The 21,554-nt window shown below is 51.3% G+C and carries 20 protein-coding genes; 10 read left to right on the top strand and 10 right to left on the bottom strand.

The genetic code is table 11. The features are described 5' to 3' along the window. Positions 1–26 precede the first annotated feature (26 nt). The gene (gspD, locus tag P2G88_RS13225) at positions 27–2,078 is read right to left on the bottom strand and encodes a type II secretion system secretin GspD (protein WP_275796730.1); all 2,052 of its coding nucleotides are present in this window, start codon (positions 2,076–2,078) and stop codon (positions 27–29) included. Between the two features lie 2 nt (positions 2,079–2,080). Further along, positions 2,081–3,010: a type II secretion system protein GspC gene (gspC, locus tag P2G88_RS13220; RefSeq protein ID WP_275796867.1), complete on the bottom strand. Its 930-nt coding sequence runs from the start codon at positions 3,008–3,010 to the stop codon at positions 2,081–2,083. Between the two features lie 202 nt (positions 3,011–3,212). On the opposite strand from gspC, the gene hslR reads away from it, so the two are divergent. The 4 genes from hslR (at position 3,213) to P2G88_RS13200 (ending at position 6,912) form a co-directional block, all read left to right on the top strand. Further along, entirely contained in the window at positions 3,213–3,605 is a 393-nt protein-coding gene (gene hslR / locus P2G88_RS13215) for a ribosome-associated heat shock protein Hsp15 (RefSeq protein ID WP_275796729.1), read from the top strand. Positions 3,606–3,625: 20 nt separating this feature from the next. Further along, positions 3,626–4,501: an Hsp33 family molecular chaperone HslO gene (hslO, locus tag P2G88_RS13210; protein WP_275796727.1), complete on the top strand. Its 876-nt coding sequence runs from the start codon at positions 3,626–3,628 to the stop codon at positions 4,499–4,501. Positions 4,502–4,738: 237 nt separating this feature from the next. Further along, positions 4,739–6,283, top strand: a complete 1,545-nt coding sequence (locus P2G88_RS13205; RefSeq protein WP_275796725.1) for a phosphoenolpyruvate carboxykinase — start codon at positions 4,739–4,741, stop codon at positions 6,281–6,283. 134 nt (positions 6,284–6,417) lie between these two features. After that, positions 6,418–6,912 carry a nuclear transport factor 2 family protein gene (locus tag P2G88_RS13200; protein ID WP_275796723.1) on the top strand — a complete coding sequence of 165 codons (495 nt, stop codon included), beginning with the start codon at positions 6,418–6,420 and terminating at the stop codon, positions 6,910–6,912. A 41-nt stretch (positions 6,913–6,953) separates the two neighbouring features. Here P2G88_RS13200 and P2G88_RS13195 read toward each other — a convergent pair whose 3' ends face one another. The 4 genes from P2G88_RS13195 to ompR all read right to left on the bottom strand — a co-directional run bounded on the left by P2G88_RS13195 (position 6,954) and on the right by ompR (position 11,961). Then, positions 6,954–8,336 (bottom strand): pitrilysin family protein, encoded by a 1,383-nt coding sequence (locus tag P2G88_RS13195; RefSeq protein WP_275796721.1) that lies wholly within the window; start codon positions 8,334–8,336, stop codon positions 6,954–6,956. Then, positions 8,333–9,802, bottom strand: a complete 1,470-nt coding sequence (locus P2G88_RS13190; RefSeq protein ID WP_275796719.1) for a pitrilysin family protein — start codon at positions 9,800–9,802, stop codon at positions 8,333–8,335. Before P2G88_RS13190 ends, P2G88_RS13195 begins: the two co-directional genes overlap by 4 nt. 119 nt (positions 9,803–9,921) lie before the next feature. Beyond that, positions 9,922–11,223, bottom strand: coding sequence for a two-component system sensor histidine kinase EnvZ (envZ, locus tag P2G88_RS13185; RefSeq protein WP_275796717.1), 1,302 nt, complete (start codon positions 11,221–11,223; stop codon positions 9,922–9,924). Positions 11,224–11,238: 15 nt separating this feature from the next. Continuing rightward, entirely contained in the window at positions 11,239–11,961 is a 723-nt protein-coding gene (gene ompR / locus P2G88_RS13180) for a two-component system response regulator OmpR (protein ID WP_275796715.1), read from the bottom strand. 155 nt (positions 11,962–12,116) lie between these two features. Between ompR and P2G88_RS13175 the strand changes: the two genes are divergently transcribed. Next, a complete protein-coding gene (locus P2G88_RS13175) occupies positions 12,117–12,518 on the top strand; it encodes an OsmC family protein (protein WP_275796713.1) in 402 nt (133 codons plus the stop codon). An 11-nt stretch (positions 12,519–12,529) separates the two neighbouring features. Here the strand turns inward: P2G88_RS13175 and P2G88_RS13170 are convergent, their stop codons facing one another. Further along, positions 12,530–13,432: a phosphoribulokinase gene (locus P2G88_RS13170; RefSeq protein WP_275796711.1), complete on the bottom strand. Its 903-nt coding sequence runs from the start codon at positions 13,430–13,432 to the stop codon at positions 12,530–12,532. A gap of 186 nt (positions 13,433–13,618) precedes the next feature. On the opposite strand from P2G88_RS13170, the gene hslV reads away from it, so the two are divergent. Both hslV and hslU read left to right on the top strand, forming a co-directional pair. Continuing rightward, on the top strand, positions 13,619–14,143 hold the full coding sequence (gene hslV / locus P2G88_RS13165) for an ATP-dependent protease subunit HslV (protein ID WP_275796709.1): 525 nt from the start codon (positions 13,619–13,621) through the stop codon (positions 14,141–14,143). An 82-nt stretch (positions 14,144–14,225) separates the two neighbouring features. Beyond that, positions 14,226–15,554 carry an HslU--HslV peptidase ATPase subunit gene (hslU, locus tag P2G88_RS13160; RefSeq protein ID WP_275796707.1) on the top strand — a complete coding sequence of 443 codons (1,329 nt, stop codon included), beginning with the start codon at positions 14,226–14,228 and terminating at the stop codon, positions 15,552–15,554. 67 nt (positions 15,555–15,621) lie between these two features. On the opposite strand, the gene P2G88_RS13155 is transcribed toward hslU, so the two are convergent. Beyond that, entirely contained in the window at positions 15,622–16,851 is a 1,230-nt protein-coding gene (locus P2G88_RS13155; protein ID WP_275796705.1) for a diguanylate cyclase, read from the bottom strand. Positions 16,852–17,233: 382 nt separating this feature from the next. Between P2G88_RS13155 and P2G88_RS13150 the strand changes: the two genes are divergently transcribed. From P2G88_RS13150 to P2G88_RS13140, 3 genes are all read left to right on the top strand, one after another. Beyond that, the gene (locus tag P2G88_RS13150; RefSeq protein ID WP_275796703.1) at positions 17,234–17,659 is read left to right on the top strand and encodes an ATP-dependent zinc protease; all 426 of its coding nucleotides are present in this window, start codon (positions 17,234–17,236) and stop codon (positions 17,657–17,659) included. A gap of 170 nt (positions 17,660–17,829) precedes the next feature. Continuing rightward, positions 17,830–18,735, top strand: a complete 906-nt coding sequence (gene rimK, locus P2G88_RS13145) for a 30S ribosomal protein S6--L-glutamate ligase (RefSeq protein WP_275796701.1) — start codon at positions 17,830–17,832, stop codon at positions 18,733–18,735. Further along, positions 18,735–19,763: a succinylglutamate desuccinylase/aspartoacylase family protein gene (locus tag P2G88_RS13140; protein WP_275796699.1), complete on the top strand. Its 1,029-nt coding sequence runs from the start codon at positions 18,735–18,737 to the stop codon at positions 19,761–19,763. The genes rimK and P2G88_RS13140 overlap by 1 nt, the downstream gene beginning before the upstream one ends. A 39-nt stretch (positions 19,764–19,802) precedes the next feature. Here the strand turns inward: P2G88_RS13140 and P2G88_RS13135 are convergent, their stop codons facing one another. Next, the gene (locus P2G88_RS13135) at positions 19,803–20,876 is read right to left on the bottom strand and encodes an MJ1255/VC2487 family glycosyltransferase (protein WP_275796697.1); all 1,074 of its coding nucleotides are present in this window, start codon (positions 20,874–20,876) and stop codon (positions 19,803–19,805) included. A gap of 94 nt (positions 20,877–20,970) precedes the next feature. Next, positions 20,971–21,483, bottom strand: a complete 513-nt coding sequence (locus P2G88_RS13130) for a phosphatase PAP2 family protein (RefSeq protein WP_275796695.1) — start codon at positions 21,481–21,483, stop codon at positions 20,971–20,973. Between the last annotated feature and the right edge of the window lie 71 nt (positions 21,484–21,554).

Here is a 21,554-nt window from a genome sequence, read left to right as displayed (position 1 = left end):
CTCTGGCGTGATGCTCTGCTGTGCCATCAGTCCTGACCTTCCTCTTTCTGCTTCCGCTCCATGTACTCATAGAAGCTTGGTGGGAGACTTAAGGCATCGTCCCATTCGGGTAACACTGGCGTGTCAGTAAAGGGCATCAATGGCACACCCTCGGCCTGACGCTTCAATTGCTCGGCGCGGATGAAATTGTACTTACGATGACTGATGGTATTCATGGTTACACCGTCTTTGACGATCACCGGGCGCAGGAACACCATCAGGTTACGCTTGCGCTTGGAGGTAGAGGTCGACTTAAACAGTGCGCCCAGTATGGGGATATCGCCCAGTAGCGGCACCTTGGAGACACTCTCCTGCACGTCTTCATCAATCAGGCCGCCCAGCACGACTGTACCGCCATCATCCACCAATACGGTGGTTTTCAACTCACGCTTGTTGATGGAGATATCCACACCGGTGGTGCCACTGACGCTGGAGACTTCCTGCTCAATGGTGAGCTGCACGGCTGTGCCTTCGTTGATCTGCGGCGTCACCTTAAGCTTGATACCGACTTCTTTGCGGTCCACGGTCTGGAACGGGTTGGCATTGTTAGAACCGGTGGTAGAGCCGGTGATAATCGGCACTTCCTGGCCCACAATAAAGAAGGCTTCTTCGTTGTCCATGGTAGTGATATGCGGCGTTGCCAGCACGTTGGAGTTGGTGTCGGTACTCACCGCCTGGATCACTGCACCCCAGCCGTCTTTGACCACCCCATACATGGCTCCGTTAACACCGCCCAATAGACTAGCCAGCGCGGTCAAATCGCCCTGTACGGTATCGGTGCTGGTGACCACCTCACCATTAGCGGTGATATTGGTTTTGTTTACTGTCCTGTCTTCGGCCTGGCGGATCGCCACGCCCAACGCACCGATAGGCACAGTACCGTTATTAAACTGCTGGCCGCCACCGGATTCGCTGGCCCACTGCACGCCAAGCTGCGTGCCGTCACCCTCGAAGACTTCGACGATAATGGCTTCCACCTGCACCTGGGCACGACGGATATCCAACTGACGGATAACTTCTTCCAACGAGCGCATCATATCCGGCTCGGCAGTGATCACCAGTGCATTGGAGTCGGTATGGGCATCGATGCTGACATCACGCTTCTGGGTGCGTCTGGCCTGGGCGTTGCCGGCCTGTTCCTCGGCCTGAATACTGGCGCTCACGCCTTGCAGTACTTTCACCAAGTCTTCGGCTTTGGCGTACTTGAGATAGATAACCCGGGTATTGCCGTTGGTTTCCAGTTCTTTATCTAATCGCTCAATCAAGCTAATCAGGCGCTGACGGGCCTTGGTGTCGCCGCTGACGATCACACTGTTGGTTCTATCGTCGGCCACTACCCGTGGTTCGAGGATATCCGGGGTTTGTTTGGCACCCTGGGATTTATTGATGCTGTCTACGATACGCACCATTTCAGAGGCGGACGCATATTTAAGCTTAACGATGTCCACTTCCTGGTCACCGGCTTTGTCCACCCGTTCAATGATTTCCACCAAACGGTTTACTACGGCGGCACGGCCGGTCAGCATCATGACGTTGGAAGGATCGTAGCTGACCACGTTACCGCCACCGGCCTGATCGTTGAGTTGGCGCAGTAGTGGTGCCAGTTCACGCACCGAGACGTTGTATACCGGCACAACGCGGGTGATCATCTCGTCACCATCAAAAGGCGTGCCTTCAACGACGGGGATGTTGGATGTCTTGGCGTCCTTGTCACGCACCACCTTAAGCACGCCGCTGGGCATCTGCACCACGGCAAAACCATACACTTGCAGCACGTTTAAGAAAAACTGGTAATACTGTTCTTCGCTTAGCAGGTCATAGCTGCGCACCGTGATCTTGCCCCTTACATTGGGGTCCACGATGATGGTTTTCTTCAGGTTCTTACCCACGATATTGATAAATTCATCGATATCGGTGCCCTTGAAATTGGGCGAGTATTCGGCCGCAGACAAGGCGGTGGCGGCAGAGAGTAGGGCCGCACAGGCCGACAGGGTTAGGGTTTTGAGAAAATGACGACTCACTCGCCTCATACTAGGCATCCTTATAATTCGCTTTCTTCGGATGGTAAATCCAGGAACAAGGTAACCAGCTCGCCTTCCCGTTCAATGGTGAGCTGCAGGCTATTCGCTTCGCGCAGAAGCGACATGGCTTCTACTGACTGTTGAATATCGGTTAGATCCAACCCGTTGATTTCGGTCACAATATCGTTGGCTTTCAAACCCGCGGACTGGAACAGGGTCGGGGACTTACCGGGACTGACCCGATAGCCCTTTAGTTCACCATCGGCCATGTGTTGGCTGATGGAGATGTAATCGGTGAAGTTAGACGGTTGTGCTTGCAAGGCATGAGTGGCTTCCAGTGCATCGCTACTGAGAGTACGACGGCTGGTGGCTTGGCTTTGCGGTTTTGCCGGCGTGGCGGTGGGGCGGGCTTGCTGCTGCTTGGCGCCGCTGTTGTAATCCATGCCATCGAGCATCAGGGTTTCCATCCTGGGGCCGTTTTTAATAATAATGCGATCGGCATATATCTCGTTGACTGTAGCATTGGTGCCATCGACTTTGTCGCCCACGCCATAGGTATTCTGTTTGCCTTGATGTTCGACAATGGCTGCGCCACGCTCTGTTACATCACTGGCGACTACGCCGGTCAGGGTAAGGTTTAAGTTGGTTTGCGGAGCTGACTCTACCGCCTCTTGTTTGGGCTGAGCGGCATCCACTTGGCCAAACAGATTAAGGCGTTGCAGCTTGGCAATGTCGGCTCGGGGATTATTGCTGTTATTCGCTTGGGTTGTATCCGTCACGGTGGTCAGCGTTGGGCTTTGCGGCGATGGCAGTAATCGCCAGGTCAAGTCAGCGGCATAGGCAATCAAATACAGACAAAGCAGCAATGTCAGCAGTCGAATAATTTTGGGCTGATGTTCGCTCATCTTCAGCCAAAGCTGCTGAACTTGTTGATTATCTGTCGCTATCATACTTGGCAATACTGTCTCTGAAGCTGGTCAAGATTGTCTGTTTCACTTGACGGGGGATGAGTGGCTACGTCATCAGATTTAAAAAGAAACTTGACCTGTAATCTTTTGTTAAAATATCCGCCCATCATAGCCAGTCGCTAGTGGGGCCACAACTCTAATCCCTGTTAATGACTAAAAAATTACATTTGATACTTTGTATAACATGAAATCTGCCGAACAAGATGCGGTGCGCCTGGATAAATGGCTCTGGGCCGCACGATTTTATAAAACCCGGGCCCTGGCCAGAGAGATGGTGCAGGGCGGCCGGGTGCAATACAATGGTCAGCGTTGCAAACCGAGCAAGACTATTGAGCTGGGTGCAGTGCTGAAAGTTCCACAAGGTAGTGATATGAAAGAGGTGGTGGTAAAAGCCATCAGTGAGCAACGGCGTTCCGCAGTGCTGGCGCAGGAATTGTACGAAGAAACGGCGGACAGTCTCAAACGCCGGGAAGCCAATGCCGAGGCAAGAAAAGCCGGTGCTTTGCTTAGCCCAAGGCCAGAGCATAAGCCGGATAAAAAACAGCGGCGCGATATCATTAAGTTAAAACATCAGTAATTTCAAAGCAGGACCTTTGCATGACCAATGCCTATGACCACCTCTACCGATACCTGTTCAGTAAAGCCCACGTGCGCGGTGAACTGGTCAGGCTGGATGCCAGTTACAAAGCGATTTTGAGTGCGCAGCAATATCCAGAACCTGTGCAGCGGCTGCTGGGCGAATTGATGGCAGCCACCTCGCTATTGACCGCCACGCTCAAATTTGAAGGTGACATCGCCGTTCAACTGCAAAGCGAGGGGCCGGTTAAATATGCAGTGATCAACGGTACCCATCAGCAGGCTTTACGCGGCGTTGCCCGCTGGGATGGCGATGTGCCTGAGGATTTCAGCCAGATGTTTAAGAAAGGGCTGTTGGCCATCACCATTACGCCTAAAGAGGGCGAACGTTACCAGGGCATGGTGGCACTGGATAAACCCAGTCTGGCCGAGTGTCTGGAAGCCTATTTCGCCCAATCAGAGCAGTTGGCAACGCGCGTGATCTTGCGCACGCAATTGGCCCAGGGCGAATCCAAGGCCGCTGGTATGCTGCTGCAAATTCTGCCCATGGTGGAATCGGCTAAAGAAGAATTTGAGCATCTGGTGCAGATTACCGACACCATCAGCGATGATGAGCTGTTTAATCTGCCGGTTAACGACATTCTGTACCGTCTCTACCATCAGGAAGAAGTGGAGATGTTCACGCCGCAACCTGTGCTGTTTAAATGCAGCTGCAGCAAAGAACGCAGTGCCTCGGCTCTGGCATCGGTGGACAAGCAGGATTTACTGGAACTGGTGCGTCAGGACGGTTGTGTTGTGCTTAACTGCCAGTATTGCCATGCCGAGTACAAATTCGACGCTATTGATATAGAAGCCATCCACGCCGGCCAGTTTAAAGAGCCACGTCTGCACAATTAGCCTGTCTTAGGCCGGTGCAATTTGCCACCGGCCGAATAAAACTTTCAAAAAAGGCCGTCAAACACCTTATTAAGTTGTGAATTCTGAAAGTTTCCCTTCAAAAAACTGAAAGTTACGTCAAAAAGTGCACTTTTTGACCTTTGGTAGTACCTCTATAGGGCTTATTTCGGTTAGAATCGCCGGCCTCTGAGAATATTGAAAACCTGGCTGAAAGTTTTAATCTGGAGTAACCGTTTGATGACCTCTGTGCCCCCCAATGTGTTTATCGACCTGACCCATGCCGAACTGATTGAACAGGCTATTCGTCGTGGTGAAGGTGAGTTGGCTGCCAATGGCGCCCTGGTAGTAAGAACCGGAGAGCGCACTGGTCGTTCGCCGAAAGACCGTTTTATCGTTAAGGAGCCTGGCACTGAGGCGCAAATTGAATGGGGCAATGTTAACCGTCCTTTCGATGCTGCCAAGTTCGACGCCCTGTGGGACAGAGTGGAAGCCTATCTGTCAGACAAAACCCAGTTTATCTCTCATCTGGAAGTAGGTGCTGACTCTCAGCACTATCTGCCGCTGACCGTGCGCACTGAAACCGCCTGGCATCAGCTGTTTGCCCGCAACCTGTTTATTCGTCCGAGCAAGTGGAACCACGCCAACAAACCCAATTGGCAAATTCTGAACGCCCCAGGTTTTGTGTGTGAACCAGAGCGCGACGGCACTAACAGTGAAGGTACGGTAATCATCAACTTCGCCCAGCGCAAAGTACTGTTGGCCGGTATGCGTTATGCCGGTGAAATGAAGAAATCCATGTTCTCAGTACAAAACTTCCTGTTACCAGCAGAAGATGTGCTGCCCATGCACTGCTCCGCCAACGTTGGTGAGAAAGGTGATGTAACCCTGTTCTTCGGTCTGTCAGGTACTGGCAAAACCACATTGTCTGCGGATCCAACCCGCTTCCTGATTGGTGACGACGAGCATGGCTGGGCGCCAGGCGCGGTCTTCAATATCGAAGGTGGTTGCTATGCCAAGTGTATCGATCTGTCGGCCAAGAACGAGCCGGTAATTTGGAACGCTATTCGCTTTGGGACAGTGTTGGAAAACGTGATGTTGGATGAGCGTAAGGTGCCTAACTATCACGACAGCAGCCTGACCCAGAACAGCCGCGCAGCCTACCCTCTTGAGCATGTGGAAAAGCGTGAAGTGGCAAACCGTGCCGGCGAACCGGGCGCAGTGGTATTTTTGACCTGTGACGTTAGCGGTGTGTTGCCGCCGGTGTCTATCCTCTCTGAGCAGGCGGCTGCCTATCACTTCCTGTCGGGGTACACCGCTAAAGTGGGTTCCACCGAAATTGGCTCTACCGCTGCCATTGAATCGACTTTCTCAACTTGCTTCGGTGCGCCTTTCTTCCCGCGCCCGGCCGGTGTGTATGCCGAGCTGTTGATGAAGCGCGTACGTGAGTATGGCGCCAAGGTGTACCTGGTGAACACCGGCTGGACCGGCGGTCCTTACGGTGTGGGTAAGCGTTTCGATATCCCCACTACCCGTGCTGTTGTTGACGCTATCGTGAACAACAAACTGGAAAATGTGGATACCGTACATATCGATGTACTCAATCTGGATGTGCCTGTGGCTGTGCCTGGCGTCGACAGCAAGTTGCTGGATCCGCGTGATACCTGGGCTGATGGTGCAGAGTATGACAAGTACGCACGCAAGTTGGCGGCTGAATTTGCCAACAACTTCGCCAAGTACGATGTACCTGCCGAGATCCGTGAAGCCGGCCCAAGGGCTGAATAGTCAATCGGACATCGAAAAACGCCGGCGAATGCCGGCGTTTTTCATTTGCGACAAGCACTTGGCTAAGCGAGACCAATGCCCAGACAATCATTCACAATAGTTCCATACTCCATTTTTTTATTTAGGGACGTGACATGATTTCCGCTTTTTTAATATCGTTGGCGGCCACCGTTGGGACAGAAGGGGAGATCCCCCCTGCGCAGGCCATTAGTGCAAAATTTTGGCAAGCACTATCCCATGAGCCTGATGCAGCAGCCGATGTAAAAACCCTACGTCAGCTTTTTCATCCACAGGCTCAGGTTTTTGGCTCTACTCCTGACCCAAAAGCAATGTCAGTCAGGGCAGTGGAGGAGTTTTTGCAGGCTGTGGCCAAACCCAAAGAGAAAGGTTTTTATGAATGTGAAATAGCCAGGGAAGTCAGGCAGTACGGACCCTTTGCGACACTGTACAGCCTGGTTGAGTCTCGTAGAGAGAGCGACCAGCGAGAAGCCGAATTTGTGGGTATCAACAGTTTGCAATTGCGCTGGCTGGACGGGCGATGGCAGATTCTGTCTTTGCATTACCAGCTGGAACTGCCGGATATGCCGCTGACCTTTGCAGGCGCGGTCAGCGGACAATGCCTGCCATAAAAAACCGCGGCCACATGGCCGCGGACTGCTTACATCTTAAGTCAAAGCTGGAACAGGGCTTTCAGCTCGGGCACTGCAGCTAACTGGGGTTTGACACCATCATCGCCTACTACCACTAAAGTCATCTTATCCAGGGTAAGATACTTCTTGGCCACCGCGGAAATATCCTCCGGCGTCAGGGCATTGACCTGCTGCACATAAGTCTCCAGGCGGGATAACGGCAGGCCATGGCTTTTCAGAAACCATAGCTGGTTGATAATGGCAGTGCGCGAAGAGTTCTGCAGCACATAGATGCCAGAGATGTAATTCTTAAATCCCTGTAATTCTTCTGCACTTGGGGTTTCGTTTTGCAGGCGTTTAATCTCTTTGATGATCTCTGACAGGGCGGGGCCAGTGGCCTCAGCCGTCACATCAGCCTGTTCATACCACAGCGTGGATTTCACTCTGTCACTTAACAGGCTGCGCGGTGAATAGGTATAGCCTTTATCTTCGCGGATATTGGAGGTGATACGGCTGGAAAAGGAGCCGCCGAGCAGGGTATTCATGGTGGTCAGGGCAATGTAGTCAGGATGGGAAGGATCGACCACAGGTAGTCCCAAACGCAAAGTCGACTGCGGGGCGTTTTCACGGGGAATAAATACCAAATTGGCTTTCGGCTCAAGCTTAGGTTCCGGCAGAGCCCTCGCTTCCCCTGGCTTCATCGCTGAAAAGGCATTACGTATAGCCTTTTCGGTGGCTGCCTGATCAAATTTTCCGGAAACGAATAAGTGACTGCGCTTAGCCACCAGATTGTTGCCAAGAAAGGCATTTACATCGTCCAGGCTGAGGCTTTCGACACGTTTTTCATCGGCGAAGACTTTTCCATAGGGGTGTGCACCATAAATTTCCTTATACAGGGCTTCGGTAGCTTGGCCCTGCGCCTGAGATTTTTGTACCTTGAGATCACGGACAAAGTTATTGATGGTGCGACTCAGATCCTGTTGATTGAATTGGTGATTGATGGCTAGGTCAGCCAGCAGCGCTGCGGCATCGCCACTAAATTCACTTAGCACGTCCAGTTGCAAATAGCTGGCGTTGGGGCTGACTGAGGTATTCACCTGTCCGCCCATGTTGGCTGCCGCTTCGGCAATTTCCTTGGCAGAGCGGGTTTTGGTGCCTTCGGTTAGCAGGGTATAGGCGATATCACTGACGGCATCCTTATCGCCATCGTCTACATTGCCGGTGTCGGTGATCAGGCGCAATGTGGCTTTAGGTGTTTTGCCATATTGGATGAAGGTCACAGTCAAACCATTATCCAACTGAATATCCTGAGTTTGGGTCAATTTGAAGTCTGCCGGCTCACCGCCAGCTGGTGGGGTTTCAGCGGCCAATAAGGGGAAGCTCGCGAGTACGGCCGTCAGTAATGTGGTCATTAAACGTTTCATTGTGCTTCTCCTTTGCTGGCATCGGCTGGACTTTCAGCTGTGGTTTCTCCTGGGGCTTCACCTGGAGTCAGGGTCAGGATGGTGCGGTTTCCGGGGCGCAAATACTCCTTCACTGTGGCTTTGATGAGTTCAGGTGTGACGGCGTTAAAGTTGGTTTCCAGTTCGTTGATTCGCGCCGGGTCGTCGTCAAATAAGGCGAAGCTGGCTAACAAATCCAATTTACCGAAGCCGTAAAAGCTGTCGATGTTGTCGTAAAGACTGGAGCGCAGCTTTACCAAGGCTCTGTCGATATCTTTCTGCGCAATAGGTTGCTCTGCCAGTTGGGCTATCACCGAATCGATGGCAGCCGTCAGATCTGCCTCAGAATGCTGCTCATCGTGGGTAAAGGAGCTCATCCACAGCATGGGCCCGTTATAGTTAAACATATTGCCGAGCAGGTAGTTGATGCCGCCATTTACATCACCGGTATATTGACGCTCTTTTACCAGCTCCTGATGCAGCAAGCTGTCATCACCCTGTACCAATAACTGGTCGATAATACCCATGGCGTAATATTCAGGTGTGTTGCGAGGCGGCATCTTGTAGGCGAACGCCAATGCGGGCTTGGGCGCCAGCTTGTCAAACTTGTTAAAGCGCTTTTCCTGTTCCTGACGCAACTCGGTCAAATCCGGCTGCGCGGCTAGGTTGCTGGCAGGAAGGGGGCCGAAGTATTGTTTGATCATGGCTTCGGTTTTTTCCACATCCACATCGCCGACAACTACCACAACCGCATTATTGGGTGCGTAGTACATATCGAAGAAGGCCTGCACATCTTCCAAGGTGGCGGCGTCTAAGTCCGCTAAATCACCATAGAAATTGTGCGCGTTGTACCAATTATTGAAAGCATATTGCGGCATATCCAGCCAGGGAAAGCCGCCATAAGGCTGGTTCAGCACATTCACTTTGACTTCGTTTTTAACCACGCCTTGCTGGTTGGTCAGATTTTCCTGGGTGATGGCCAGGCCCTTCATGCGATCTGCTTCTGCCCACAGCATGGTTTCCACTTTGTGAGCCGGCACAATTTCGAAGTAGTTGGTGAAATCAAAGCGGGTAGAGCCGTTAAGCACACCACCGTTGCTTTGTACCAGATTGATAAATTCCATTTTTCCCAGGTTTTCTGAGCCCTGGAACATCATGTGCTCGAACAAATGGGCGAAGCCGGTGCGGTCTTTGGGCTCAATACGAAAGCCGATATTGTAATAAACCCCTACCGCAGCAATAGGCGCAGTGTCATCGGGCGAAATGACCACCCGCAGCCCGTTGTCCAGCTTGCTGTAGTGAACGGGCACATTGAAGGAGGGCATTTTCTCTTTGGCTGACGTCACGGCAGCCGTATCGGGCGTCGGAGCGGAGGTTGTCTCTGCTGGCTTGGGACTGCAGCCCAGTATAACCAAAGCGGTTGTAACGGCCAGGGTGACTCTTAACATAATGATTCCTTGCTGTTTTTTTGTTCAAGCATTGAGCAATATAACCAGGCCGGTGAGCTATCGCAACGGCCCATCTGGCTGATATCCAGAACAAAAATGTAAAAGGAGATTACCTGGTATTAAAAAAACGTCTTGGCGGGTAGGCACACCTTGGCGATGAGTCCGCCGTCGGGGTGGTTTGAGAGTTTGATACTGCCAAGGTGCATATCGACAATGCGTTTGATAATGGCCAAACCCAGGCCGGATCCCAGACTGCCTCTGGCCTTATCCCCCTGGGTAAAGGGCTGAAACAGATTTTCTACCTGGTCGTCAGGAATACCGGGACCATGATCTCTCACGTTAAAGCATACCTGACGAGTCTTGCGGTCATATTCGGTGCTGATCTCGACCTTGTCGCCGCCGTAGCGGAAGGCATTTTCAATCAGGTTATCCAGCACCCGCTTCATTGCCACCTTACGCAGCATTAAATCCGGTAGCTCAACCAAATGCAGGCTGATTTGACGGCTTTCTTCCAAACGCCAGGCTCGCACCACGTCATCGATCAGGCTGTTGAGGTTAACGGTTTCCAGCTTTTCCTGACGATCCTGGCGTACGTAGTTAATAAACTGGTCAATGATATCGTTCATATCCTCGATATCATGATTAATGCCTTCTTTTATCCAGTCTTGTTCGTCTGGCAGCATCTCGGCAGCAATGCGTATGCGGGTCAACGGGGTGCGTAGATCGTGGGAAATGCCGGCGGTGAGCAGGGCGCGGTCATCTTCCAGTTGTTTGATGCCCCGGGACATCTGATTGAATGCCAGGGTTACGGCGATAATTTCACTGGAACCTTCTTCTTTGAGTGGGGCGGGAAATTGTCCTCTGGCTACTTCCATGGCCGCTTGCTGTAAGGCTTTTAGCGGACGATTGAGTCGACGCACGAATAACCAGCCACCGGCTACACTCAGCACGCCAATGACCATCAGGTAGATGGTCAACGGGGAAATATCGGAATCACCGATGCCTTGCATGGGAACGACAATCCAAAGATCCTGATCTTGCGGTGGGTTTACCCAGAACAGATAGGGATCACCAGGGGTAATGCGCACCTGTGCTTCACCGCCGAGTTGGTTGGACATTTGCCGGGACAGAAATTGGTAATAGATAGCATTATCCAGGCCTTGTTTGCGCGCTTCCTCCTGCTTAACAATCTGAATGCCGGTAGCCTCAAAAAACTCCTTATGCAGGTCAGGATCCTGATGATCCAATCCTTCCAGAAAAATCACCTTTATCTGGGTTGCTAATAAGTTATTGATCTGTTGATAACTGGGGCGAATAAAGTAATAGGTCACCGACAGATAGGATACCACCTGGTTAATCAACAGCAGCACACCAATGAGGAGTACGGTTTGCCCAAAGGCGCTGATAGGAAGCAGGCGCATGGTTAGGAATAGTCCTTAGCTTTTCTCTCCGTCAGGCACAAATACATAACCTAATCCCCACACCGTTTGTATGTAACGGGGATTGGCCGGGTCTTCTTCCAGCATGCGGCGTAGTCGGGATACCTGCACATCAATGCTGCGCTCCAGGGCACTGTAGTCACGTCCTCTGGCCAGATTCATCAGTTTGTCCCGCGACAATGGCGTTCTAGGATGTGTTACCAGGGATTTAAGCACGGCAAATTCGCCGCTGGTCAGCGACAACGGGCTGCCGTCGGCTGTCATTTCACGGGTGGCCAGGTTCAGCCGATAACGGCCAAACTCAACAATCTGCTCTTCCTGTGATGGGGCACCAGGCGCCTCGCTGGTACGACGGCGCATAACGGCTTTGATGCGGGCCAACAGTTCACGGGGATTAAAGGGCTTTGGCAAATAATCATCGGCACCCATTTCCAGGCCGATAATACGATCCACTTCATCGCCTTTGGCGGTTAGCATGATAATCGGGATTTCATTCTCTTTTTGGCGCAGACGACGACAAATAGACAAGCCATCTTCGCCTGGCAGCATCAGGTCCAACACCATCAAATGAAAGTTTTCACGCTCCAGCAAACGTTCCATTTGCTCGGCATTAGCTGCGGCACGTACCTGATAACCTTGTTCCACCAGATAGCGCTCCAGCAAGCTACGCAGGCGCATATCATCATCGACAACCAGTACTTTTGGTGTTTCCTGTCCCATCTGAGCATCTCGTTGTTATTACTTTTTTCACTATAAGGGAAAGCCTGGCGAAAAAGAAACGGCACTGCAAGCGTCGATGTTACAAATTGTGTGGCTCTGGCATACCGAATTGTCATTAGGCAGAATAGCGCCACAGTTAATAAGGGGAGAAAACAATGCAGGCATCGGTTAAGTGGGTAGATGGACTGAGATTTATGGGCACATCTGACAGCGGTCACGCGGTGGTGATGGATGGCGATAAGGCCAGTGCAGCCAGTCCCATGGAAATGGTGCTGATGGCGGCGGGTAGCTGTTCATCGGTGGATGTGGTGAATATTCTGCAGAAGGCCAAGCAGCAGGTTAGTGGCGTCGAGGTCAAACTTAGCGGTGAGCGTGCCGACGCCGTCCCCGCCGTGTTTACCAAAATTCACCTGCACTTCGTGGTCAGCGGTCAAGGTATCAGCGACAAACATGTTGAGCGGGCGGTAAATCTGTCAGCCGACAAATATTGCTCGGTTTCCATTATGCTCGGCAAGTCTGTGGAAGTGACGCACAGCTTCGAAGTGGTTGAAGTTTAGTTTGTAGGTACTTACTTTTCCGAAACCCAATCCATTTGCAGGCTGGCGCGGCGGCGTTTATCCATTAACTCCTCAATGAGCGGGGATAGGATAAGCTCCATCGCCAGCCCCATCTTACCGCCCGGCACCACCAGGGTATTAATCCGGGACATAAATGCGCCGTCTATCATTTGCAGTAAATAAGGGTAATTCACGTTACGCATTTCCCGTCTGAAGCGCACCACTACAAAACTTTCGTCATGGGTAGGGATTTCACGGGCACTGATGGGATTGGAGGTGTCCACTGTAGGCACGCGCTGAAAGTTCACATGAGTGCGGGAAAACTGTGGGGTAAGATACTGGAAATAGTCATCCATGCTGCGCACGATACTGCTCATCACCGCTTCACGTGAGTGACCGCGATCAGTGGTGTCACGAACAATCTTCTGGATCCACTCTAAATTTACTATAGGCACCATGCCGACCAACAAATCCACGTGCTTGGCCACATCGGCATCGTCGGTGACCACGCCGCCGTGTAATCCCTCATAAAAAAGCAGATCGGTCTTGGCCGGCAGATCCTGCCAAGGGGTAAAGGTGCCTGGCATCTGATTAAAAGGCACCGCATCATCAAAGGTATGCAAATAGTGACGGTATTTGCCCTGGCCGGTTTCGCCATATTCTTTAAACAGACTCTCCAGCAACTGGAAATCATTGGCCTTGGGGCCGAAATAACTGATGTGGCGACCTTGTTCCTGCGCCTTGCGTATTTCAACTTCCATTTCCGGACGGGTATAGCGATGAAAGCTGTCGCCTTCCACGAACGCGGCATTGATCCCCAGATTCCTGAAAATATGGCGAATGGCGTTAGTGGTAGTCGTTGTTCCTGCGCCAGAGGAACCGGTGATGGCGATAACGGGATGCTTGACGGACATAGGCGCACTTTGCAAAAACACGAAGGCTATTTATATGCAAGGGCCATGGGTGGGTCAAGCACTCAGTGCAAAGCCTTTGTTCCCATGAACCTTGAAATCTTGCTCAGCTACCCATAAATAGCGAGTAATCTGATTACTGTCCCGTTCGGGGCGCCTGGCAGCGGCCGGGTTAGACAAGGAAATAATGTGACTACCATCGTATCTATCAGACGCAACAACCAGGTGGTGATAGCCGGAGATGGCCAGGTCTCCCTTGGCAACACTGTAATGAAGGGCAACGCCAGAAAGGTGCGCCGTCTATATCACAATAAGGTGTTGGCGGGTTTTGCTGGCGGCACAGCGGACGCCTTCACTCTATTTGAGCGATTTGAAGCCAAGCTGGAAAAGCATCAGGGGCATTTAATGCGCTCAGCAGTGGAATTGGCCAAAGACTGGCGCACCGACAGAATGCTGCGGCGGCTGGAAGCGCTGTTGGCGGTGGCCGATGAAACGGCATCCTTGATTATCACCGGTAATGGCGATGTGGTGCAGCCTGAAATGGATTTAATTGCAATCGGCTCGGGCGGACCGTTTGCGCAGGCGGCGGCAACTGCACTGCTGCAAAATACCGAGCTTAGCGCCAAAGAGATTGCCGAAAAGAGCCTTAATATTGCCGGTGATATCTGCGTCTTTACCAATCATCAGCACACTATCGAACAATTGGATTACTAACATGCTTTTCTGCCAGCAGGCCGGGCTTTAGATGCATAGCTGTGGCCGCTGGATAGCATGTTGATTGAGAAAAGGTTTAATCATGTCTGAAATGACCCCAAGAGAAATCGTCCACGAATTGGATCGCCACATCATCGGCCAGCAGGCGGCCAAGCGCGCTGTTGCTATTGCCTTGCGTAACCGCTGGCGACGTATGCAACTGAACGAGGAGTTGCGTCATGAAGTGACGCCCAAGAATATCCTGATGATTGGTCCAACCGGGGTCGGCAAGACCGAGATTGCCCGTCGCCTGGCCAAGCTGGCCAATGCCCCGTTCATCAAGGTGGAAGCCACTAAATTCACAGAAGTGGGCTATGTGGGTAAAGAGGTGGAAGCCATTATCCGCGACCTGGCCGATATCGCTGTAAAGATGACCAAAGAGCAGGAAATGACCAAGGTGCGTTATCGTGCCGAGGAAGCCGCGGAAGAACGCGTATTGGATGCCTTGTTGCCACAGCCTGAAAATGCCTGGGGCGAAAAAGAGCAGGGGCAGGATAAAGGCACCCGTCAGGCGTTTCGCAAGAAGCTGCGCGAAGGCCAGTTGGACGACAAAGAAATAGAAATTGATATTGCCCTGCCTCAGGTCGGCGTAGAAATTATGGCGCCGCCGGGTATGGAGGAGATGACCAACCAGCTGCAGAGCATGTTCCAGAACCTCTCTGGCACCCACAAGAAAAAGAAGAAACTGAAGATCAAAGAAGCCCTGAAGCTGTTAGTGGAAGAGGAGGCCGCCAGACTGGTTAACCAGGAAGATCTGAAGGAAAAAGCGCTTTACGCTTTGGAGCAAAACGGCATCGTCTTTATCGATGAGATAGATAAAATTTGTAAGCGCGACAACGTGGCTGGTGGCGACGTATCGCGGGAAGGCGTGCAACGTGACTTGCTACCATTGGTAGAAGGTTCAACGGTTAGCACCAAGCATGGTGTGGTGAAAACGGACCATATTCTGTTTATTGCCTCCGGTGCTTTCCAGATGTCTAAACCTTCGGATCTGATCCCCGAATTGCAGGGTCGCTTACCGATTCGGGTGGAGTTAGACGCGCTGACGGCTAATGATTTTGTACGTATTCTGACGGAGCCCAACGCCTCGCTAACGGAGCAATACCGCGAGTTGATGCGTACAGAAGGTGTGGAAGTGGAGTTCACCGAAGACGGTATTGAACGCATTGCTCAGGCTGCTTGGCAGGTCAACGAGCGTACTGAAAATATTGGTGCCAGACGCCTGCACACCGTGATTGAGAAGTTGATGGAAGAGATTTCCTTTGAAGCCTCTGAGTATCACGGGCAGAAGCTGGTGATTGATGCCGCATATGTAGATGGTCATCTGCAAGCACTGGTAGAGGACGAAGATTTAAGCCGCTTTATACTCTAATGCAATAGGACTGATGGGGCTGATAGCTCCATCAGTCAGGTTTGCGAGCGTATCCTGATAGAGAGTGTCAGGCGCAAACTCTGTTACGGCCAGCTCCCTTCGCTTGGTAGAGTTTGGCATCTGCCTCCATTAGCATGCTGTGGCCCACATCCGTGCCAAGCTGATCGCAAATTCCAAAACTTATGGTCACACTCAGCTCTGGATGGAGTTGTTGCCAGTTCCAGGTTTCAATTTTTTGCCTGATCCGTTCTACCACTTCTTGTGCTTGAAGCTTGTTCGTATGTGCAAGTAGCAGAATAAACTCTTCGCCCCCAAAGCGGGCTACCACGTCAGCCTCTCTAACCTGCTCGCGCATAATGCGGGCTACCTGCTTGAGCACGGCATCGCCCACCTGATGGGAATAGCGATCATTTATCTGCTTGAAATTATCAATATCACCCAGCGCCAGCGTCAGATCATCGCCATAGCGGCTGGCTTGCAAATGCAATTGGCGGAATTGTTGATTGAAGTAGCGGCGATTGTGCAGGCCGGTGAGCTCATCACGTAATGATAACTCCTGCATAGCCTCAGCCTGTGCCTTGATGGTTTCATTTGAGGCGCGCAGTTCGTCATAGGTACGTTGCAGTTCTTCACTCATGCGGTTAAAGGTTTTAGCCAGCAGAGCCACCTCGTCATTGCTTTGTACAGGCACTTCCTGTTTGATGTTGCCACGACCCATTTCCTGCACGGCGGCGGTTAGGGAACGCAACTGCTTGACCAGTTGCCGGCCGACCGTGAGGCTGAACAACAGGGTTAATATGAATCCGCAAAGTGCACCAATCAGCATACTGCTGCGTTCAACCCGCAAATATTGATTTTGCAGCAGATAGCGGTGTTCTGAGCTGTCACTGCTAATGACAAACCCAACAACGTGGCCCTGACTGCGAAGCGGGATGGCGTCAGCGAGCATAGCGGTTGGCACTTTTTCGCCAGTTGCATATTCATTAGTGGGGAAAATCACATAGCCTTGATGATTTAACAGCAGGTAGGCCTGCTGAGTCTCTATGCTGTTGGAAAGCTTTTCATTTGCTGACAGGGCGGCGTATTGTTGTTGCGCCAAGGCAGCGCCATCCTCAGCATCGATTGTGCTGTTGATTGCTTCCAACTGGGCTTCCAAAGGCTGCCATTCAATTTGTGCAGCAAGCTCGCTGGTCTGTGACTCAAGTAAATAGTAAGACACGACCATGGCAACCAATAAAGCAAGGCTGCTGGTTAATAGCATCGATAGTGTTAGCTTTGTGCGTAGTGAGGTAAACACCCCAGTTATCCTTTTTCTTATACTAGCGTTATTTCCGAAGGGCCTTAACGTTTAACTCCAAGAGCAAGCATCAACCGCTTAGTATGGTACATCGCGGCTAAAATGGCGCATTTTTATACTAAAACCAAGTCCTTTAGACAAAGGCTTATCACAGAAATCGTCAGAAAAGCGCAAATCAAGATGCTGCTTTCAAGTGTTTGGCAAACCACATTACCAAGTTAACTTTTGCCAACTCTCTGTCCATCTGCGCATTTTGCTACTCGCTGTGCGAACAGGAATTTAATAGACTTGGTTTACACTAATGCCAGATATAACGCCCGGTCCAATTTGTTGTGTATCGGTGGTATGCCGCAAAAGGTTTAGGGCAAGCATGGATAAAAATATGAAAAAACTCGGCTGGCGGGAGTGGGGTGCACTTCCGGAACTAGGCATCGACAGAATCAAAATGAAAATAGATACGGGTGCCAAGACCTCCTGTTTGCACGCCTTTGAACTCCACCCTTTCAAACGCAAGGGACAGTCCTGGGTCCGTATCCATATGCATCCTGTTCAAGACGATGAGAGTGAGATACATATTTGTGAGGCCAGGGTTGTGGACAGGCGGCCTGTAAGGGATTCTGGCGGTCACGAGGAAGTGCGCTATGTGGTCGAAACAGAGCTTTTCCTTGCCGGCGAACGTTACCCTATAGAGTTAACGCTTACTAACAGGGACTCAATGCGTTTTCGAATGCTGCTGGGTCGCCAGGCCATGTGTGGAAAATTCTTGGTCGATCCAGAAAAATCCTATTGTCAGGGCGTTCCAAAATGATATCCAGATTGAATTTGTGAGGCGCCACTGCCAAACTATGCCAGCCTGCCAAGTCTAGTATTCTGGTCTCCACTGGTTGCTGCCGAATTCTTTCGCATCCTTCGCGTGTCCGCGACGCCATGATGCGAAAGTATTTAGTCCCCAAATTTGATTAATTAAGGTTTTTCACAATGAGAATTGCCGTCCTGTCACGTAACAGCAATCTTTATTCTACCAGGCGCTTGAGAGAGGCTGGCGAGGCCAGAGGGCACGAAGTCCATGTCATCGATCCCCTGAAATGCTATATGAACATCAATATGCAGAGTTCATCTGTGCATATTAAGGGCAAAGAGTTACCGGAATTCGATGCCATTATTCCCAGGATAGGGGCCTCCATTACTTTTTATGGCACAGCGGTACTGCGTCAGTTTGAAATGATGGGCGTCTATCCGTTGAATGAGTCCGTTGCCATCAGCCGCAGCCGAGACAAGCTAAGATCATTACAGCTTTTGTCCCGTAAGGGGATTGGTCTGCCCATCACCGGCTTCGCTAACCAAGCCAGCAACATTCCCGATTTGATTGAGATGGTGGGAGGAGCGCCTTTGGTGATCAAGTTGCTGGAAGGAACTCAGGGCATCGGTGTGGTACTGGCCGAGACCCGCCAGGCCGCGGAAAGTGTGATTGAAGCCTTTATGGGGCTTCGCGCCAACATCATGGTGCAGGAATACATTCGCGAAGCGGGCGGTGCAGATATCCGTTGTTTTGTCATCGGCGATAAGGTAATTGCCGCTATGAAGCGTCAGGCCAAAGCTGGCGAGTTCCGCTCTAATTTGCATCGGGGCGGTAGCGCTTCCCTTATTCGGTTGACCCCGGAAGAGCGCAGTACGGCTGTGCGCGCCGCGCGCACCATGGGCCTGAATGTAGCGGGGGTAGATATTCTACGTTCCAACCATGGACCAGTCGTGATGGAAGTGAATTCAAGCCCGGGTCTGGAGGGTATTGAAGCCGCTACCGGCAAAAATATCGCTGATCACATCATTGAGTTTATTGAGAAAAGCGCGAAGAGCCATAAAACCCGCACGCGAGGAAAAGGTTGATGGCTAGGCGTCGCGAAGCATTTGAAATCGCCGAAACCAAAGTCACCGCAGGCACAGTTAAATCCATTAAGTTACCCGCCGCCAGGCTCTACACCGACACCCCCATGGATTTGCATGTTGAAGTATTCCATGGCCTGAAGGAAGGACCCACTTTGCTGGTTTGTGCTGCTTTGCATGGTGACGAACTCAATGGCATCGACATCTGCCGTCGCCTGATCAAGAAGATGAATCCCAAGCGCCTGACCGGCACCCTGATCGTGGTGCCTATCGTCAATATGTTTGGTTTTATTCAGCACACTCGTTACTTACCCGACCGGCGTGATCTCAACCGTTGCTTTCCGGGATCGCAACGTGGTGCGTTGGGAAGCCGCCTGGCCAATTTGTTCTACCGCGAGCTGATGCAGCGTGCCACCCATATTATCGATCTGCATACCGGCGCTATTAACCGAGGCAATCTGCCCCAGGTGCGCACCGATGTGCAGGATGAAATCGCTCTGAAGATGGCTGAAGAGTTTCATGCGCCAGTGATATTGCATGCCAAGGAGCGCGATGGGTCTTTGCGTGCAGCAGCCTCAGATCTGGGTATTCCCAGTATTTTGTATGAAGCGGGTGAGGCTTTGCGATTCGATGAGACCTCTATTCGCACCGGCCTCAATGGTGTGCTGAATGTGATGAAGTATCTGGGGATGGTGCAAAAGCGGGGTAGTCGCAGGAAATTTGAACCCATGGTCGCTAACAGCAGCCAATGGGTACGTAATGAATTTGACGGCCTTATCATCAATAAGGTGCGCTTGGGTGATTTGGTCAGTAAAAATCAGATCCTGGCCTACTCTGCCAGCCCACACGGCGATATGGAGGAGCCGATACGCTCTCCGTTTGATGGCATTGTGATTGGTATGTCACATATCCCCATTGCCAATGAAGGGGAAGCCCTTTTTCATATCGCCAAATTCGATTCGGAGCTCATCGATCAAGCGGGTGAAATTGTGGATGCCTTTATCGAAGACTTTGAACCACGGGTTCTGTAGTTAGTAGATTTTTGAGAGTGAATGCTCACTTTCTAATTTTTATTCTAAATCCGGATACTCACTCAGGCGTCGTTTAAGCTTTTCGGGAAAGCTCACTTGCTGCCACAGGCTGTGGCAGATGCTTTTCACATCTTGCCAGTTGCCATGCAGCAACCAGTCCACTAAGAGCTGAGGATCATTGGGAAAATGAATGGGCTCCGCCCCAGGTAGTTCCAGCCAGCCTTCAACCTCCTCTGTGTCCAAGGTTGTCATGCTCTTACAGAGATCCAACTGTTCTAAGGTGATCACATTGGAAAGCTGTTCAAATTGACCATGCAGGGGCTTTATGAGCAATTTTTTGCCCAACTTTAAGCATTCGCTGGACAATTCAAAGCCGCCATTTGCGATCACCCCTTTGGCGTGGTGTAGGTCCTGATGAAAGCCTTTTTTGCAGGGAACACGCCAGTGAATATTAGCCTGCACATGGTCATTTATTATGTCGGGATGGTAGACGAGGAAGTTTTCCTCACTCAGGGGTTCCAGTAACTGCGCAATGTCCTCAAGAGCTTCAAAGGGCAGGTAAACCAACACATGCTTTTCGTCCAGACCCTCAACATACTCATCCTCGATAAAAGGCGGCATGATGGGGTGCCCGAAGTGGTACCAATGCACTCCCAACTGTATGTCTGACGGGGCGAAATAGTCGAGCAGTAAGCGGTTGCCTATATTGTCGCCTGATTTTGGTACCGGGTGACGGAAGGAAGCTTGATGACTGATGGATAAGCAAGGAACACCCTGACGTCTCGCAGCCCAGGCGCTGACCGGTTCAAAATCATTGATAATCAGATCATAGCCAGACAGGTCCAAGGCTTTGACATCACGAATGAATTGCAGGGGGCGGATGGCTTTAGCGGTTCCCCACTTATCGATGGCACCCTGCTGATGGACAAACGTCAGTCCGCCTCGCACCTGATAATCGGCAAAAATATCCATATCGAAGTATTTATCCGGATCGCGCCCAGAAAAAAGGTAATCCACTTTGGCATCCGCACGCTGGCTGAAAGCTTTGGCCATTACCCTGGCCCTGGTGGTGTGTCCATTTCCCGTGCCTTGCACGCCATACAAAATCTTCATGAATGCGCTTTACTCCAATATAAAAAAGGACAAGTCCCAGATACTCGAGTTGTGGGACATGCGAGGATGGGAAGGTCAATAGTTTGCAAAGACACTAAGGCAGAATGGCAATGCTACATACTGACATGGTGAGTCCGAGGACGGCGCCAGCAGCAATATCGCTTGGGTAGTGCACGCCAAGTAACACTCTGGATAAACCAACAGTGGTGGCCCATCCATAAACCAGTAAGCTAAAGCCTGGATAAAAATGGGCAATAAGTGATGCCATTAAAAAGGCCGCCGCGGTGTGGCCAGAGGGCAAGCTGAACTTATCTGAAGGTGAAATATGCGCACTGAAATTATTGAATAAATCGCAGGGGCGCTGACGTTTAAAAGATTTCTTCAGGATCACATACAGCGGTAGTTCGAGTGCGTAGGCTAACAGGCCGGTGTACAAAAACAGCGCACCATGTTCGGGCTCGAAAGCCCAAAGTAACAACCCGATGAGTAAATACAAGTGTCCGTCACCGGTGCGGGAAACCCATCGAATTAGGCGACAATTCTTACCGGCTGTCTTATTAAACAACCAATAAAATAACTGTGTGTCGGCACGCGCAAATAGCTTCATGACTGGATAAATCTTGCTCAATTACCAGCCAATCCTAAAAAGCCTCTGTGAATAACAGGTGACATTAATAA

Source organism: Aliiglaciecola sp. CAU 1673 (assembly GCF_029223185.1).
In the GTDB taxonomy this organism is placed as follows: Bacteria; Pseudomonadota; Gammaproteobacteria; order Enterobacterales; family Alteromonadaceae; genus Bowmanella.
This window is presented reverse-complemented; position numbering and strand designations above follow the sequence as displayed.